Below are 15742 nucleotides of genomic sequence, written 5' to 3'. Positions count from 1 at the left end.
ATACAAATAACACACGATGGGGTGCTTGAACCATGTCCGCCTTCTTCGCCGAACGCGCACTGCTGCCTGATGGATGGGCCAACCATGTACGTCTTGAAGTCAGTGCCGACGGCCTGCTGACTCACATCCAGGCCAACGCCAGTGCAGAAGGTGCAGAACAGCTCAAGGGCCCGCTGCTACCCGGCATGCCCAACCTGCACTCCCACGCGTTCCAGCGAGCCATGGCCGGGCTGGCGGAAGTGGCCGGCAACCCCAACGACAGCTTCTGGACCTGGCGCGACCTGATGTACCGCCTGGTGGGCAAGATCAGCCCTGAACAGTTGGAGATCATCGCCCGCCAGCTGTACATCGAAATGCTCAAGGCCGGCTACACCTCAGTGGCGGAATTCCACTATGTGCATCACGACACCGACGGCCAGCCCTACGCCGACCCTGCCGAGCTGTCCCGACGCATCAGCCAGGCGGCCGCCAGCAGCGGCATCGGCCTGACCTTGCTGCCCGTGCTGTACAGCCATTCGGGATTCGGCGGCCAGGCCCCCAATGACGGCCAACGCCGCTTTATCAACAGCACGGAAAACTACCTCCAACTGCAACAGCGCTTGCAGCCCCTGCTGGCGCAACAGGCCAACCAGCAGCTGGGCCTGTGCTTTCACTCGTTGCGCGCGGTCACGCCACAGCAAATCAGCGAAGTCCTGGCCGCCAGCGACCGCCAATGCCCCGTTCACATCCACATCGCCGAACAGCAGAAGGAAGTCGACGACTGCCTGGCCTGGAGCGGACGCCGCCCGCTGCAATGGTTGCATGAGAACGTCGCGGTGGATCAACGCTGGTGCCTGGTCCACGCCACTCACGCCAATCCGGAAGAAGTCAGCCTCATGGCCGAAAGCCGGGCCATTGCCGGCCTGTGCCTGACCACCGAGGCCAACCTGGGCGACGGTATCTTCCCGGCGGTGGACTTCCTCGCCCAGGGCGGACGCCTGGGCATCGGCTCCGACAGCCACGTGTCTTTGAGCGTGGTGGAAGAACTGCGCTGGCTGGAGTACGGCCAACGCCTGCGGGACCAGCGTCGCAACCGCCTGTACCGCGCGGACCAGCCCATGGTCGGCCGCACTTTGTACGATGCCGCGCTCGCTGGCGGCGCTCATGCGCTGGGGCAACCCATAGGTACATTGACCGTGGGCAAGCGCGCCGATTGGCTGGTGCTGGATGGCAACGACCCTTACCTGGCCACCGCGGATGGCGACGGGATTCTCAACCGTTGGTTGTTTGCCGGCGGCGACCGCCAGGTACGGGATGTGATGGTGGGTGGTCAGTGGGTGGTGCGTGACGGACGTCACGCCGCCGAAGAAGACAGTAGCCGGGCCTTCACCCAAGTCCTGCGCGAGCTGCTCAACTGACCCCAAGTTCGTAGGAACCGACGTGCTGGCGAAAGCATTCTCACGAACGCCTTCGCCGGCCAGCCGACTGCTACAGGGAATGAATCTATTTCGAGGTCTTGGCCATGGCCGAGTCCGACACCCGCCAGATCAGTCGCGTGGTGTCGTAGCCCTGCTGACGCGCCTTGCTCAGCAACTCTTCACGCACCGTCTCATTGACCTCCTTGGTCCGCGACAGCAACCACAGGTAACGGCGGTTGGGATTGCCGACAATCGCGGTCTTGTAGTCATCGCTGACATACAGCACCCAGTAGTCGCCCTTGGTCGCCCCCGGCAGCAGCCGCGAGAACCAGTTATCGAACTCGACCCACAGCTTGTCGGTCTTGCCCGGCACCTGAGGCGTTGCCGTGCCACGAGCCTCCTCCCACTTCCACTCCGGGGTCAGGCAGCGGTTGAGCACCGCCACGTTGCCCTCCGGCAACAGGGTGTAGCGGGCCTCGGATTGCGCACAGTTACGCTGGAAATACATCGGCAACCGCGCCAGCTCGTACCAGGTCCCCTGGTAACGCTTGAGATCGACGTGGTTGACGGTCTTGGGCGCCAGCGAATCGTCCCGGGACGTGGCGCAGCCGGCCAAGAGCAGGCCGACCAGAAGAGTGAAAACAAAACGCATCATTATTTTTCTCCCGTGGGCCCGAAGCCCCGGTTTTTTTTACTTCAGGCCTTGCCCGGAAAACATCAGAACCTTGTCACCGGCATACTGCACGCTGATAAAGCTGTTCTTGTCGCCCCAGGTGCAGCTGGACATGCCCAGCGCGCCCGAACAGTCAGTCGGCTTGCCCAGGAGTTGTTCAACCTCGGCCTTGGGCATGCCCGCCGAGAGCTTGGAATAGTTTTCCTGATTGACCTTGCTGCACGCAGCCAGCAGCACGCAGAACGACAACAGAGCGAGAGAACGCAGGGACATGGTGAACTCCTGGACGAAAGGGGGAAGGCCTGTCAGCCAACCAGAAGCTTAGAAGAGAAAACCCCCTTCTGGTTCCCCGCTCGGCCGGGTATTTCTTGCCCGCTGCTCCGGGCATTTTCCCGGTAAATCAAACACCTTTTCGCCTTGCCCTGCTGTTCGTCGGTTTTTCTCCACGAGGCCTCATCTTCAGTAATAGCCAGTCGACATAACTGCAGCGCAAAGCCCTCCACTGTGGCAAATTGACGCCCCTCGTTGACCAGCCCATCGCGGTAGTTCACTTAATGACCAGCAATATGAAATTCAGCCACAAGATCCTGCTTGCCGCCGCCCTTGTGGTGGCCGTCGCGTTCGCCTGTTTTATTCTGTTCAATGACTACCGACAGCGTGAGGCCCTGCGCAGCAGCACCGAGTCCACCATGCAGGAACTGGGCAGCCTGACCACCAGCAATATCCAGACCTGGCTGGAAAGCCGCATCCAGCTCCTGCAGTCTCTGGCCCAGCAGATCGCCGTGGACGGCAACGGCGCCGAGAGCCTGAAACGCAGCGTCGGCCTGCCCGCCTATACCAGCAACTTCCAGCTCAGCTACTTCGGCGGCCAGGACGGCGTGATGTTTTCGGTGCCGGCCGGCAATCGCGCCGCCGACTACGACCCCCGCGCCCGCGGCTGGTACAAGGCGGCCACCGGCTCGCAACGGACCATCGTCACCGAACCCTACATCGCCGCTTCATCCGGCAAACTGGTGATCACCGTGGCCACCCCGGTGCAGCATCAGAACCAGATGATCGGCGTGGCCGGCGCCGATATCGACCTGTCGAGCATCAGCGCCATCATCAACTCGCTGAACTTCGGCGGTCATGGCCAGGCCTTCATCGTCAGCGCCGACGGCAAGATCCTCATCCACCCCGACAGCAAACTGGTGCTCAAGAGCCTCGCCGAAGCCTATCCCGCGGGTGCCCCGAGCATCAGCCCCGGCCTGAAAGAAGTGCAACTGAACGGCAAGACCCAGTTCATCTCCTTCACCCACGTCAACGGCGTGCCCTCGGCCGACTGGTACGTGGCCCTGGTCCTGGACAAGGACACCGCCTTCGCCGTGCTCAGTGAGTTTCGCACCTCGGCGATCATCGCCATGCTGATCGCGGTAGTGATCATCATCAGCCTGCTGGGCATGCTGATCCGCATCCTGATGCAGCCGCTGCACGTGATGGGCCGGGCCATGCACGACATCGCCGAAGGCGAAGGCGACCTGACCAAACGCCTGGTGATCCATGGCCACGACGAATTCGGCACCCTGGGGGTGTCGTTCAACCGTTTCGTCGAACGCATCCACAGTTCGATCCGCGAAGTGTCCTCGGCCACCGGCCAGGTCAACGAAGTGGCCCTGCGCGTAGTCGCCGCCTCCAACTCGTCGATGTTCAACTCCGACCAACAGGCTTCGCGCACCAGCAGCGTGGCCGCGGCCATCAACCAACTGGGCGCCGCCGCCCAGGAAATCGCCCAGAACGCCGCCCTCGCCTCGCAGCACTCCAGCGAGGCCCGCAGCCTGGCGCAAGACGGCCAGCAAGTGGTGGATCAGACCATCGCCGCTATGCATCAGCTGTCGGCAAAGATCAGCAGCTCCTGCGACAACATCGAGACCCTCAACAGCAACACGGTGAACATCGGGCAGATCCTCGAAGTCATCACCAGCATTTCTCAGCAGACCAACCTGCTGGCCCTCAACGCCGCCATCGAAGCGGCTCGCGCCGGTGAGGCCGGACGCGGTTTCGCGGTGGTAGCGGACGAGGTGCGTAACCTCGCCCACCGCACCCAGGATTCGGCGCAGCAAGTGCAGAAAATGATCGAGGAGCTGCAAGTGGGCGCCCGTGAAGCGGTGGGCACCATGACCGAGAGTCAGCGTGAGAGCGAAAGCAGCGTCGGCATCGCCAACCAGGCCGGCGAACGCCTGGGCAGCGTGACCCAGCGCATCGGTGAAATCGACGGCATGAACCAGTCGGTGGCCACCGCCACCGAGGAGCAGACCGCGGTGGTGGAGTCGATCAACGTCGACATCACCGAAATCAACACCCTGAATCAGGAAGGGGTGGAAAACCTGCAAGCCACCCTGCGCGCCTGCGCCGACCTGGAACAACAGGCCAAGCGCCTGCAGCACCTGGTGGGCAGCTTCCGTATCTGAGGAGCAGCTTCGCCGGCAAGCCGCCTCCTACCAGTATTCGTAGGAACCGGCTTGCCGGTGAAATCATTCGATTGCGGACATTCGGCAATACAGTCGCTGGTCTGCACGCCCCCAACAGAACTGGATTAAGACTAAACTCAGGCCTGCCTTTACAGTCGAGCCCGCCCCATGAAGCTTTCATCCCAGATCAAGCCCATCAGTTACCTGAAAAGCCACACCGCCGAGATCGTCAAGCAACTGACGGAAAGCCGCGAGCCTCTGGTTATTACCCAGAATGGCGAAGCCAAGCTGGTGGTTATGGATGTACAGAGCTTTGAGGAACAGGAAGCGACCCTGGCCATGTTGAAACTTCTGGCCTTGGGCAACCGGGAGATTGAAGCCGGTCAGTTCCGTGATGCAGAGCAGGTGTTTGCCGACCTGGAGCGGGACGACCTGCAATGAAATTCAAGGTGGTCATTCTGCATTCGGCAGAACGCGACCTGAAAGAGCTCAGACAATACCTGATCAGTCGATTCTCTCCCCAAGCCTGGCACAGCACCTTCCAGCACTTGAAATCCACCGTGGCTCAACTGGCGACCTCGCCCTACGCTGGCGTGGTACCTGACGAAATTCAGCAGCTCAATCTGCGCCACTATCGTCAGGTACTTTGCGGTATGAACCGGGTGATCTACGAAGTGCGGGAGAACACCGTCTTTATCCACATCATTGCCGATACACGCAAAGACCTGCCGTCATTGCTGATGAAGCGCCTATTGCGAGCGGGCAAGTAATGCTTGCCGGCCGTCAGAAACGCGAACCAGGCTCGCGCAGGAAAGCCAGCTCCTCGGCAGTGGACTCACGACCGAGGATGGCGTTGCGATGGGGAAAGCGCCCGAAGCGGGCAATGATTTTCTGGTGCCGTTCGGCGTAGTCCAGCTGATCAGCGAACACCGGGCGATCTTCCTCCGGTTGTTCGTCGTGCAGGGCAGCAAAGCGGGAAACCCCTTCGTTCTGCACCGCCAGGTGCTCGCAATGCTCGAACACCAGGTAGATGAAGCTGCGCTGCATGGCCGGCAAGCGCCGGTCGAGGTCCGCGGCAATGCCTTGCGCCACCAGTGCCTGGGCACGGGTATCGCCGGAGAACGCCTTGGGCGTATCGCGATAGATCATCCGCGGCAACTGATCGAGCAACAGCACCAGGGCCAGCCAACCTTGGGGACTTTGCGTCCACTCGGTCAATCCGCCAGCCAGTGCCTGCTCCACCAGACCACCAAAGCGCTGGCGCGCTTCGAGGTCCTGGCTGTCGCGTTTGCCAAACCACAGCCTGCCCTTGGCAGCGACCACCTCTGCCGGCTTTTCGGCTGAACCGAACCACCAATCAAGCAGAGGCTGCCAGGACTGGGCCATGTCTTATTCCTTGTGGTAGCCCGTCACACGAGCCACTTCTTCCTTGGAACCAAGGAATACGGCAACACGCTGGTGCAGGCCTTCAGGCTGAATGTTGAGGATGCGCTGGCGACCGTCGGTAGAAGAACCGCCAGCCTGTTCGATGAGGAAGGACATCGGATTGGCTTCGTACATCAGCCGCAGTTTGCCCGGCTTCTCCGGCTCGCGGCTGTCGCGTGGGTACATGAACAAGCCGCCACGGGTCAGGATACGGTGCACGTCGGCGACCATGGCCGCGACCCAGCGCATGTTGTAGTTCTTTTTCAGTGGACCGGTGTCGCCGGCCAGCAGCTCACTCACGTAGCGCTTGACCGGGGCTTCCCAGTGACGCTCGTTGGACATGTTGATGGCGAATTCCTGGGTGGATTCCGGGATCTTGATGTCTTCGTGGGTCAGCACGAAGCTGCCCATTTCACGGTCCAGGGTGAAGCCCTTGACGCCATGACCCAGGGTCAGGATCAGCATGGTCTGCGGGCCGTAGATGGCGTAACCGGCAGCAACCTGCTGGGTGCCCGGCTGCAGGAAGGCCTTTTCGTTCAAGGCTTCGTTCTGGCTCAGGTACTCGTTCGGGCAACGCAGCACCGAGAAGATGGTGCCAACGGGCGCGTTGATATCGATGTTCGACGAACCGTCCAGCGGGTCGAATACCAGCAGGTAGGCGCCTTTCGGGTATTTGCCCGGGATCTGGTAGGCATTGTCCATTTCCTCGGACGCCATGCCGGCCAGGTGACCGCCCCATTCGTTGGCTTCCAGGAGGATCTCGTTGGAGATCACGTCGAGCTTCTTCTGCACTTCGCCCTGCACGTTTTCCGTGCCCATGCTGCCCAGAACACCACCCAGGGCGCCTTTGGACACAGCGTGGCTGATCTCCTTGCAAGCACGCGCCACCACTTCGATCAGGAAGCGCAGATCGGCAGGAGTGTTGTTGCTGCGGGTCTGCTCAATCAAATAGCGACTCAGGGTAACGCGGGACATGGAAGGCTCCGGAGGAATGGGGGACTAAAAACCCGCGCAGTTTAACGCGAGTCGGGGCGCATTTCCTCCTCTCAGACAGGGAACCGGCAGATAGAGTTCAGGCACCGGTTTCAGCGTAGCCACAAAACCCCAGGCATGACTGGCCACAGCGCCCTCTGCCATCCCCGCAACCGCTCAGGATTTGACCGCCGGCTTGCGCAGCAGACTGAAGGCCATGCCGGCCAATGCCAGTACCCCCAGGAGCAGCACCGCCCACAGGCCGATTTTTTTCCAGTCAGGCCCGCTGGCCACGGCGACGTCCGGCGACGCCGCAGTGGACGTCGTCAGTTGCGCCGCGCCCTCGACCTTGGCCTGGCCCAGTTCCTTGAGACGCTGCGGACTGTAGTCAGGAATCAGGGTGGCCAACGGCAGGTTGGCCGCTGTTGCGGTCGGGTTGCCCAGCGCCAGGGTATAGGGCCCGGCGCCACGAGCCAGGAACACCAGTTGCGTGCCGCGCACGGCAAATTGCAGGGTCGGCGCCTCGGCGCCCAGGCCGCCGCCACGCTCATCCACTGTCAATTTGAGCTGCTGCACGGTCTGCCCCGGCAATTGCAGTTCGTTCTGCTGCACATCCTGGCCGTTCTGGGTCAGGCGGTACAGCAGGCCATTGCTCAGGGGCTGCCAGGGCAGGCTGCTCTCACGGCGTCCATACAGTGTTGCGGGCGCCAGGCTATTGGCCTGTTTGAGCTCGACCCGCACGCGCTCGACATTCAGCCCCTTGGGCAACTGCCAACTGTACTCACCGGCCTTGGCGGCCGTGCCGCCCAGCGGTTGCGACCACAGCAGCGGCGACGGCAGGCTGCTGGTGGTACTGCTCTGCAACTGCGCGGAAGTGAGCACCGGCGCCGCCTGCGGGGTGTTCCACAGCAAGCGTAGGTAACGTGCCGACTGCCCGGGCAAAGCCACCTCATGCTGCTCGACCCGCTCGTCGGCAAACGACAGCCGTGCCACCTGGCCTTCTCCCCAGGATTGCCAGTGCTGCAGATCGTCACTGGCCTCGATGCTGAAACGCTGGAAACCGTCGCGCTCACTGGTCCAGTCCAGCACCAGTTGTTGCAGCGGCGCCTTGATGGCGCTGGCATCCAGCAACCAGCCTCGCAGGACTTCTTCACCCGCCTCCAACTCAGTGGCCGGCTGCACTTCCACCAGCGTGCCATTGGCGTTGGACTGCACCCGCACACTGGGGATGCTGTCGCCAGCTTGCGCCGAGTTGTACAGCGGGAACCACTTCACATCAGCAAGGCTGCGCTGCTCGCGAGTCTGCGCCTGCTGACGGGCCACGGCATAGGCCTGGGGCTCGCCGGCGGCGTTGAATACGCGCATATCCCGCAGATCGGTCTGGCTGGCCTGGAGCTGCACGGCGAGCGGCAGCTCCAGGCGGTACCAGGGGCCTTCGCCGCTCAGGGTCAAGGGCACCTGGGACTTGAAGTCCCCGGGCTTGTCCTGGGCCACGGCGGACAATGCCACACACAGGCCCGCAGCCCCCCACCAGCCCAGGTTCAACTTCTGACTCAAGACGACACTCCTTCATTCAAGGGCTTGCCGGCTTCAGGCTCGGCCTCGACCCGCTTGGGCGGCAAGGGGGCGAAATACCCCACCACCAGCAACAACACACCGACCCCGATGAAAGAGACGATCCGCGCCAGCCCGCCACGGTTGCTCAACTCCACCAGGAACAGCTTGGCCACCACTACCGCGATCAACGCCGCGCCGATCAGCCAGACTTCGCGGCGATGGCGCACATGCCCGCCAATCATCAAGCCCAGGGCAATCAGGGTCCAGACGATGGACAGCCCGGCCTGGACCATCATCGACTCAAGCAACGCATCCGCCTGGAACGGCACGCCGCTCCAATGATGAGCCGCGCGCATGACCAGCACGGTGAAGAAGGCGAACAGGGAAACCCCCGCCACCAACTGGGCGCCGCGCTCGGCGTAATCGCTCCGAAGCGCCAGCACCTGCACCGCGCTGCGGGACCACACATAGACCCCGAACAGGGCAAACAGCAGCCCCAGCTCCAGGGGATTGAGCAGCGGCAAGTAAGGCAACGGCTCGGCACGGCCGTCGCTGAAGGTATTGGCCAGCCAGAACCAGCCCAGCATCAACACCGCCAGGGGCAGCGCGGCATACAGGCGGTATTCCCTGGAATGCGCGGCAACCGGCCACGGCCAATGGCGCGGCGCGGCCATGGCCACCAGGTACAGGCTCGGCAGGATCGCCCAGCCCAGCCAGCGCCAGGCGTTGTACTGCTCGGACAACAGCAGCAAGGCGTAGCGCAGTTCCAGCGCCAACACCCCCAGCAGCAGCCAGCAACCCAGCACATGGGCGATGCTCAGGACCCGCGTCGGCAGCCATGCCGCCAGGCGCCGCAGGCTGAAGAAGTGCACGGCAAACAGCAGGGTCCAGGCCAGCCAGCCCAGATCCGCCGCCGGGTGATAACGCGGTGCCCAAGCCGCCAGCAGCACCAGGGCGCCCAGCGGTATCAGCAGGCTGCACACCAGCCCCAGGGACTTCCACTGCAGGCGCACCGCCAGCAGCGCGCAGAGCAGCACGCTGGCGGCGGTGATCAGCAGCAACAGGCTCGCCTGCCAATGGGCCGGGGCGAAGCGCAGTACCTCCTTGAGCCAGGTAAAGGCCCACCAGCAAGCCCCCCAGGCCAACAACAGGTCAGACAGGCGCCCCAGGCTCAAGGCATTGAACGCCGAGCCATGATGGCCCCGCTGCAAGCGCCAGGCCCCTACCAGCGCCGCCAGGGCCAGGACCATCGGCGTCCAGAAGTCGCCATTGGCCAGGGGCCGCGCAGCGTCCGCCACCGCCACGAAATACCAGTCCGAACCGGCCAGCAGGAAGGTGCTGCCGCCAATCACCTGGAGCACCAGGCCAAAGACAAAACTGGCCCGCTGCTGCAAGTACAGGCTGAGCCAGATGATCAACAGCCCGCTGGCGGCCCAGACCCCACTGGCGGTACGCCAAGGCAGCACAAACAGCACCGCCAGGTTGATCATCATCAAGCCCGCCAGCAGCACCACCGACAGCCCCCGCAACAAGCGCGGGTCCTTGCGCACCATGTCATTGCGGGCGGCCAGGAGCATGCCGCCAATCAGCGCCAGCCCAATCAGCGAGGCGCTCATCAGGCCGCTCCAGCCGGCGCTGAAGACTGCACTCGCGTCGCCGTCCGCCCCTTGCAGGCGCATCAGGAACAAGGCCCCGCCGAGCAACTGGACGCCAAATGCCGTGAACAGGAAGGCCCGCGATTGCAGGCGCAGGCCGACCCACAAGGTCACCAGCCCGGCCAAGGCCCAACTGATGGCCGTGCCCTGGGTGAAGAAGAACAAGGGCGCTAGCAGATACAGGAAACCCAGCCCAAGCACCCCCAAGAGCGGCGCAATGCCCTGCTCCCAGGTCGAAGGCAAGGACTTATCGGCCCGTCGCAGTTGGTCGAAGCTGAACAGCAACGCGCCACCGAGCAGCAATGCCCCCAAAGGCGCACCGGCCAGCAGGCTGGTGTTCCCGGGACTCAATTCGCTGAGGAAAGCCAGGGCCGAGCCCACCTGCAACAGCAAGGCGAAGGCCCGGGCCAATGGCCGCTGCTGACGCAGGCCGAGCCAGAAGATCCCCGCGCCCTCCACGGCCCAGGCCGCGGACGTCCAGCGCGCATCCAGACCCAACGGAATGGCCAGGCTGGCGAAAATCACCCCCAGGGCCAGGCAGGTTTCCCCCAGCAACAGGGCGCGACCGCCCATCAGCACCCGCGCCAGGACCATGTAGATCAAACCCAGGGCCAGGGCACTGAAAGACGCCGCGAACTCCAGATGCCGGACCAGCGCAAGTTGTAAACCGAAAGCCACCAACGGCGGGCCGAAGAGCAGGCTGCCATCGACGTAGTCACCCTTGCGTGCGGACCAGTGCAGCAGCGCCTGACGATCGGCGTCCGCCGGAGCATCGGTCATTTCCAGCAGCTTACGCCGGGTGAACAGCAGGCCAATGGCCAGGTACATGAGGAAGAACAGGATCAGGAACGGCTCGGTACTCCACAGCAGCTCCGGGGCATAGGAGCGCAGGCCCCATGCGAAACCGATGCCGAAGGTGCCGACAAAGCCGATCAGGTTCAGCAGGCGCCAGGCCTTGAACCAGGCAATGCCGAGGATGCCGGCATTGAGCAGGGCGAAGTAGCTGAACAGCGCCACATGGCTGCCGGCGCCGGTGGACGTCAGGATGGGCGCGGCAAAACCGCCCAGGGCGGCGGCCGCCGCCAGACCCAGGGCATCCTGGGTAATGGCCAGGATCGCCGAAAACACGGTCACGGCCACCAGCAGGCCCAAAGCCGCAGAAGGGTCGAGCAACGGATGCAGGCGCATGGCCGCGAACACCGTCAGGTAGAGCACGGCGATGCCGGTGCCCTGGAGCATCAGCGCGTAGTTGCTGTTGCGTCGCCGCAGCCACCAACCCAGCCCCAAGAGGCCCAGGGAGCTGGCCGCCACTCCGGCATAACGCAATTCGATGGGAACCACCATGCCTTCGGTGGCATAGCGCAGGAGGAAGGCCAGGCCGAGGAACAACAGCACCACGCCGACCCGCAGCACGGTGTTGCCGCCAAACAGCCAGTTGCGTGCACCGCTGATGGCGCGTTCGATCAGGTTCGGTTGCAGGTCCACAGGGGCCGCAGCTGGCTGTGGCTCCCGGGACGACACCTGGGGCCCGGGTTGCCAGACCGACTCCGGCAGCGGCTGGCTGGCTTGGATTGCCGCGGCAGGACGCACCGCAGCGGGCAGTTCCCAGACCAGCTCGGGAGCAGCCGGCTCCACAGGCTGGACTTCATCAAGAATGAATTCAGGCAGGTCTTCGCGTTCCGCCGCGGCGCTCGTGCCTGCGCGAGCCTCGGCAAGCGGGGCATTGACCAGGGGTTCGGCCGCAGGTTCGGCGGCGGGGCTAGCGTTGCTTTCCAACAGCGCAAGACGCTGGCCCAGGGTGGCCAGGGCCTTTTTCGCCTGTTCCAGCTCGCGGTGCTGGTCGACAACCTGGCGATGCAGGGCGCCGAAGCGAATGACCAGGCCGACAGCCAGGCCCAGCAGGGCACCGATCAGGGCATCACTGATGGACTCATCAACGATCCACCCCAGCACCAACCCCAACAGCATGAACATCCATTGCATGTGTCGATATCCCTAAGCGGTCCACTAAAGGACAGGTACAGCTGTGTTGACGCGTTCACCGGCAAGCCGGCCCCTACGGAGATTGTAGGCGCCGGCTTGCCGGCGAAGGTCTGTCCCCGATTGGAAGCCGAGCGTGGCCCGAAAGACACCATCCGGGAGATAAAATCGGCGCTCAGTATATCGACCCGACCCAACAAACGTTGGGCCTTATGCACAGTTTGAGAATTCTCCCAAACGCCTCACTCCAGCGCCTTCCAGATCTGCGTAGCGTATTCACGGATGGTCCGGTCCGAGGAAAACCAGCCCATGCGCGCCGTGTTGAGCACCGCCGAACGCCACCACTCCTTGGCGTCGTGCCAACGCTCCTCGACCCGAGCCTGGGCACTCCAGTAGGCATCGAAATCGGCGCAGACCAGGAACCGGTCGTAGTCGATCAGCGAATCGATCAGCCCGGTGTAACGCGACGGATCATCCGGGGAGAACACCCCGCCACGAATCGCCTGCAGCACATCGCTGAGCCGATGGGAGGCGGCGATATCCGGCACCGCGCTGAATTCGCCATTGCGCTTGCGCGCCTCCACCTGCTGGGCGCTGAGACCGAAGATGAACATGTGCTCGGCGCCCACCTGCTCGCACATTTCGACGTTGGCACCATCCAGGGTGCCGATGGTCAAGGCACCGTTGAGGCCGAACTTCATGTTGCTGGTGCCCGAAGCCTCGAAGCCGGCGGTGGAGATCTGCTCCGACAGGTCGGCGGCGGGAATGATGCTTTCCGCCAGGCTGACGTTGTAGTTGGGCAGGAACACCACTTTGAGCAAGCCACGTACAGTCGGGTCGCTGTTCACCGTACGGGCGATGTCGTTGGTCAGTTTGATGATCAGCTTGGCCTGGTGATAACTGGCGGCCGCCTTGCCGGCAAAGATCTTCACCCGGGGCACCCAATCGGTTTCCGGCTCGGCGCGGATCGCCTGGTACAGCGCCACGGTATGCAGCAGGTTGAGCAACTGGCGCTTGTACTCGTGAATACGCTTGACCTGCACATCGAACAGCGCCGCCGGGTTGACCGCGATGCCCAGGCGCTCATGGATGATCGCCGCCAAAGCACGCTTGCTGTGCAGCCGCTGTTCGGCGAACTGCTTGCGAAAGGCGGTTTTCTCGGCGAAGGGTTCCAGCCCCAGTAGCAGCGCCTCGGGATTGTCCAGCAGCTCGGGGCCCAGGACGTCCACCAGCATTTCGGTCAGTTGCGGGTTGGCCTGATACAGCCAGCGGCGGAAGGTGATGCCGTTGGTCTTGTTGTTGATCCGCTCCGGGTACAGCTTGTGCAGCTCGGAGAACACCGTGCTGCGCATCAGCTGGGTATGCAGGCCGGACACGCCATTGACGCTATGGGAGCCGAGGAACGCCAGGTTGCCCATGCGCACCCGGCGGCCGTTGTCTTCCTCGATCAGCGACACCGCCCGCAGCACGTCGAAATCGTGCAAGCCCTTGGCCCGCAACGAGTCGATGTGCTGGGCGTTGATCAGATAGATGATCTGCATGTGCCGCGGCAGCATGCGTTCCATCAGGCCCACCGGCCAGGTTTCCAGGGCCTCGGGCAACAGGGTGTGGTTGGTGTAGGACAGGGTTTGCACGGTGACCTGCCACGCTGCATCCCAGGCGATGCCGTGCAGGTCCACCAATTGGCGCATCAGCTCGGCCACAGCGATCGACGGGTGGGTGTCATTGAGCTGGATGGCCGCGTGCTCGCCGAGGCTGAGCACCGAGTCGTGCATGTTCTTGTGGCGCCGCAGCAAATCCTGCAACGACGCAGAGACGAAAAAGTACTCCTGGCGCAGACGCAGTTCCTGGCCCGCCTCGGTGCTGTCGGCCGGGTACAGCACCCGGGAGATGCTCTCGGCCCGAGCCACTTCCGCCACCGCCCCCAGGTGGTCACCGGCGTTGAAGCGCTCCAGGTGCAAATCCTCCATGGCCCGGGCCCGCCACAGACGCAAGGTGTTGACGCTGGCCCCACGCCAGCCCACCACTGGGGTGTCATAGGCCACCGCCCTGACGGTTTCCACCGGCCGCCAGACCTGGCGAATGTTGCCCGCTTCGTCGGTCACGCTGTCGACGCTGCCGCCAAAGCCGATGGAGTAGATCACCTCGGGGCGCTCGAACTCCCAGGGGTTGCCGAAATCCAGCCAATGTTCGGTCTGCTCCTGCTGCCACCCGTCGACAATCGCCTGGCGGAACAGGCCGTGCTCGTAACGGATACCGTAGCCGTGACCGGCCAGGCCCAGGGTCGACATGCTCTCCATGAAACACGCCGCCAGGCGCCCCAGGCCACCATTGCCCAGGGCCGCATCGGGCTCCAGCAGGCGGATGCGCTCCAGGTCCACCCCCAGATCGGTGAGGGCCTCGCGGGCCACGTCCAGCAAGCCAAGATTGCTCAGGCTGTCAAACAGCAAGCGACCGATCAGGAACTCCAGGGACAGGTAATACACCCGCTTCTGACCCTTGCGGTACATCTGTCGCGTGTGATCCATCCAGTGATCGACCATATGGTCCCGCGCCGCCAGGGCAATGGCCTCGAACCAGTCGTGGTCGAAGGCGTGATCCGGGTCTTTGCCAACCGCGTAGGTGAGTTTGGTCAAGACGGCTTCGCGAAAGGCGGCCACCTCAGCGTCACGAACAAGGGATTCCTGAGTCATCGATACGACCTCTGACGAGATACACAGTGAGCATGGAATGGTCTGAGCCTAGTCGGTCTGACACGGAGCGAAGGCTCTGGTTCGGCGCTGTCTCAAATGGCTCGACTCACGAGAGAGCCTTGCGCGCCTGCAGGGGAAAAAGATGCAGATGCCGTGCCGCCAGGGACTAATCGCAAGGCACACAAGAAAAATCCGACCTAAAGTCGTTCAAAAATCCACCAGTCCCGGTATGATCGCGCGCCCTGGAACATGCCGGAAGCACCACCTTGATGAAGTCCAATCTGATCGCCGCCGCGGAAATCGACCGTCTCGATACCTGGGCCAAATACACCGCGCCCATGTGCGGTTCCTGCATGTCCAGCTGCTGCACCCTGCCGGTGGAAGTGAAGATCAAGGACCTGATCCGCATTGGTATCGTCGACGAATTCGAGCGCGGCGAACCGGCGAAGAACATTGCCAAGCGCCTGCAGAAAGAAGGCATCGTCGAGCGCTACAACCAGAAGTCGGAAATCTTCACCCTGCAGCGCATGAGCAACAACGACTGCCTGTATCTGGATCGTAAAAGCCGCCTGTGCACCATTTATGACAAGCGCCCGGACACCTGCCGCAACCACCCGAAGATCGGCCCGCGCCCGGGCTACTGCGCCTACAAGCCCAAGCCCCAGGAGCGCCCGACCAATACCAGCAGTCGAACCCTGGAACGTTTCTGATCCCCTGCCCTTCAGGCTGCTAAGGCTGCCCACCTCCCACCGCAGCTAACGCTGCTGTAGCCGCTGCCGAGCAGCGCGAGGCTGCGAACGGCTGCAAGGCAGCCGCAAGACGGCCAGCGCGGTAGCTCAGGCACTACGCGCCGCCTGGGTTGACGGCCGCTGCGCGCCCGGTCGCAGCCTCGCAGGCTCGGCAGCGGCTACAGGTTTTCTCCAGGCATAAAAAAACGCCCCCG

12 protein-coding genes and 1 pseudogene are annotated in these 15742 nt (G+C 63.3%); 6 read left to right on the top strand and 7 right to left on the bottom strand.

Translation table 11 applies throughout. The features are described 5' to 3' along the window. Positions 1 to 32: 32 nt before the first annotated feature. On the top strand, positions 33 to 1397 hold the full coding sequence (locus PFZ56_RS07845; protein WP_170002069.1) for a formimidoylglutamate deiminase: 1365 nt from the start codon (positions 33 to 35) through the stop codon (positions 1395 to 1397). An 85-nt stretch (positions 1398 to 1482) separates the two neighbouring features. Here PFZ56_RS07845 and PFZ56_RS07840 read toward each other — a convergent pair whose 3' ends face one another. Together PFZ56_RS07840 and PFZ56_RS07835 are read right to left on the bottom strand one after the other, a co-directional pair. Beyond that, positions 1483 to 2052, bottom strand: coding sequence for a lipocalin family protein (locus PFZ56_RS07840; RefSeq protein ID WP_102862758.1), 570 nt, complete (start codon positions 2050 to 2052; stop codon positions 1483 to 1485). Positions 2053 to 2088: 36 nt separating this feature from the next. Beyond that, positions 2089 to 2343: a hypothetical protein gene (locus PFZ56_RS07835; RefSeq protein WP_011058771.1), complete on the bottom strand. Its 255-nt coding sequence runs from the start codon at positions 2341 to 2343 to the stop codon at positions 2089 to 2091. Between the two features lie 281 nt (positions 2344 to 2624). Between PFZ56_RS07835 and PFZ56_RS07830 the strand changes: the two are divergent. From PFZ56_RS07830 to PFZ56_RS07815, 4 genes and pseudogenes are all read left to right on the top strand, one after another. Continuing rightward, positions 2625 to 3611, top strand: a pseudogene (locus tag PFZ56_RS07830) (cache domain-containing protein); the annotation flags it as partial. A 141-nt stretch (positions 3612 to 3752) separates the two neighbouring features. Continuing rightward, a complete protein-coding gene (locus tag PFZ56_RS07825) occupies positions 3753 to 4517 on the top strand; it encodes a methyl-accepting chemotaxis protein (RefSeq protein ID WP_371826192.1) in 765 nt (254 codons plus the stop codon). Positions 4518 to 4685: 168 nt separating this feature from the next. After that, on the top strand, positions 4686 to 4958 hold the full coding sequence (locus PFZ56_RS07820; RefSeq protein ID WP_102882112.1) for a type II toxin-antitoxin system Phd/YefM family antitoxin: 273 nt from the start codon (positions 4686 to 4688) through the stop codon (positions 4956 to 4958). Beyond that, positions 4955 to 5287 (top strand): type II toxin-antitoxin system RelE/ParE family toxin, encoded by a 333-nt coding sequence (locus PFZ56_RS07815; protein WP_170002065.1) that lies wholly within the window; start codon positions 4955 to 4957, stop codon positions 5285 to 5287. Before PFZ56_RS07820 ends, PFZ56_RS07815 begins: the two co-directional genes overlap by 4 nt. A 13-nt stretch (positions 5288 to 5300) precedes the next feature. Here the strand turns inward: PFZ56_RS07815 and PFZ56_RS07810 are convergent, their stop codons facing one another. The 5 genes from PFZ56_RS07810 to PFZ56_RS07790 form a co-directional block, all read right to left on the bottom strand. Further along, the gene (locus PFZ56_RS07810; RefSeq protein WP_102882114.1) at positions 5301 to 5903 is read right to left on the bottom strand and encodes a DUF924 family protein; all 603 of its coding nucleotides are present in this window, start codon (positions 5901 to 5903) and stop codon (positions 5301 to 5303) included. A gap of 3 nt (positions 5904 to 5906) precedes the next feature. Beyond that, complete coding sequence (locus tag PFZ56_RS07805; protein ID WP_170002063.1) at positions 5907 to 6917, bottom strand: class 1 fructose-bisphosphatase; 1011 nt, start codon at positions 6915 to 6917, stop codon at positions 5907 to 5909. Between the two features lie 174 nt (positions 6918 to 7091). Further along, on the bottom strand, positions 7092 to 8471 hold the full coding sequence (locus PFZ56_RS07800; protein WP_170002061.1) for a DUF3999 domain-containing protein: 1380 nt from the start codon (positions 8469 to 8471) through the stop codon (positions 7092 to 7094). Then, the gene (locus PFZ56_RS07795) at positions 8468 to 12109 is read right to left on the bottom strand and encodes a DUF2339 domain-containing protein (protein WP_170002059.1); all 3642 of its coding nucleotides are present in this window, start codon (positions 12107 to 12109) and stop codon (positions 8468 to 8470) included. The genes PFZ56_RS07800 and PFZ56_RS07795 overlap by 4 nt, the downstream gene beginning before the upstream one ends. Before the next feature lie 239 nt (positions 12110 to 12348). Then, positions 12349 to 14799: a glycogen/starch/alpha-glucan phosphorylase gene (locus tag PFZ56_RS07790; RefSeq protein ID WP_170002057.1), complete on the bottom strand. Its 2451-nt coding sequence runs from the start codon at positions 14797 to 14799 to the stop codon at positions 12349 to 12351. 266 nt (positions 14800 to 15065) lie between these two features. Between PFZ56_RS07790 and PFZ56_RS07785 the strand changes: the two genes are divergently transcribed. Next, positions 15066 to 15509, top strand: a complete 444-nt coding sequence (locus PFZ56_RS07785) for a YkgJ family cysteine cluster protein (RefSeq protein ID WP_170002055.1) — start codon at positions 15066 to 15068, stop codon at positions 15507 to 15509. Positions 15510 to 15742: the final 233 nt, after the last annotated feature.

The organism is Pseudomonas danubii, assembly GCF_042980055.1.
In the GTDB taxonomy this organism is placed as follows: domain Bacteria; phylum Pseudomonadota; class Gammaproteobacteria; order Pseudomonadales; family Pseudomonadaceae; genus Aquipseudomonas; species Aquipseudomonas danubii.
Note: the sequence above shows the minus strand (reverse complement) of the source record. Positions and strands in the feature narration are given on the sequence as shown.

Excerpts from the sequence above, each read along its gene's own strand:
- PFZ56_RS07845 (WP_170002069.1), top strand. The coding sequence starts at position 33 with ATGTCCGCCTTCTTCGCCGAACGCGCACTGCTGCCTGATGGATGGGCC.
- PFZ56_RS07840 (WP_102862758.1), bottom strand. The coding sequence starts at position 2,052 with ATGATGCGTTTTGTTTTCACTCTTCTGGTCGGCCTGCTCTTGGCCGGC.
- PFZ56_RS07835 (WP_011058771.1), bottom strand. The coding sequence starts at position 2,343 with ATGTCCCTGCGTTCTCTCGCTCTGTTGTCGTTCTGCGTGCTGCTGGCT.
- PFZ56_RS07825 (WP_371826192.1), top strand. The coding sequence starts at position 3,753 with ATGTTCAACTCCGACCAACAGGCTTCGCGCACCAGCAGCGTGGCCGCG.
- PFZ56_RS07820 (WP_102882112.1), top strand. The coding sequence starts at position 4,686 with ATGAAGCTTTCATCCCAGATCAAGCCCATCAGTTACCTGAAAAGCCAC.
- PFZ56_RS07815 (WP_170002065.1), top strand. The coding sequence starts at position 4,955 with ATGAAATTCAAGGTGGTCATTCTGCATTCGGCAGAACGCGACCTGAAA.
- PFZ56_RS07810 (WP_102882114.1), bottom strand. The coding sequence starts at position 5,903 with ATGGCCCAGTCCTGGCAGCCTCTGCTTGATTGGTGGTTCGGTTCAGCC.
- PFZ56_RS07805 (WP_170002063.1), bottom strand. The coding sequence starts at position 6,917 with ATGTCCCGCGTTACCCTGAGTCGCTATTTGATTGAGCAGACCCGCAGC.
- PFZ56_RS07795 (WP_170002059.1), bottom strand. The coding sequence starts at position 12,109 with ATGCAATGGATGTTCATGCTGTTGGGGTTGGTGCTGGGGTGGATCGTT.
- PFZ56_RS07790 (WP_170002057.1), bottom strand. The coding sequence starts at position 14,799 with ATGACTCAGGAATCCCTTGTTCGTGACGCTGAGGTGGCCGCCTTTCGC.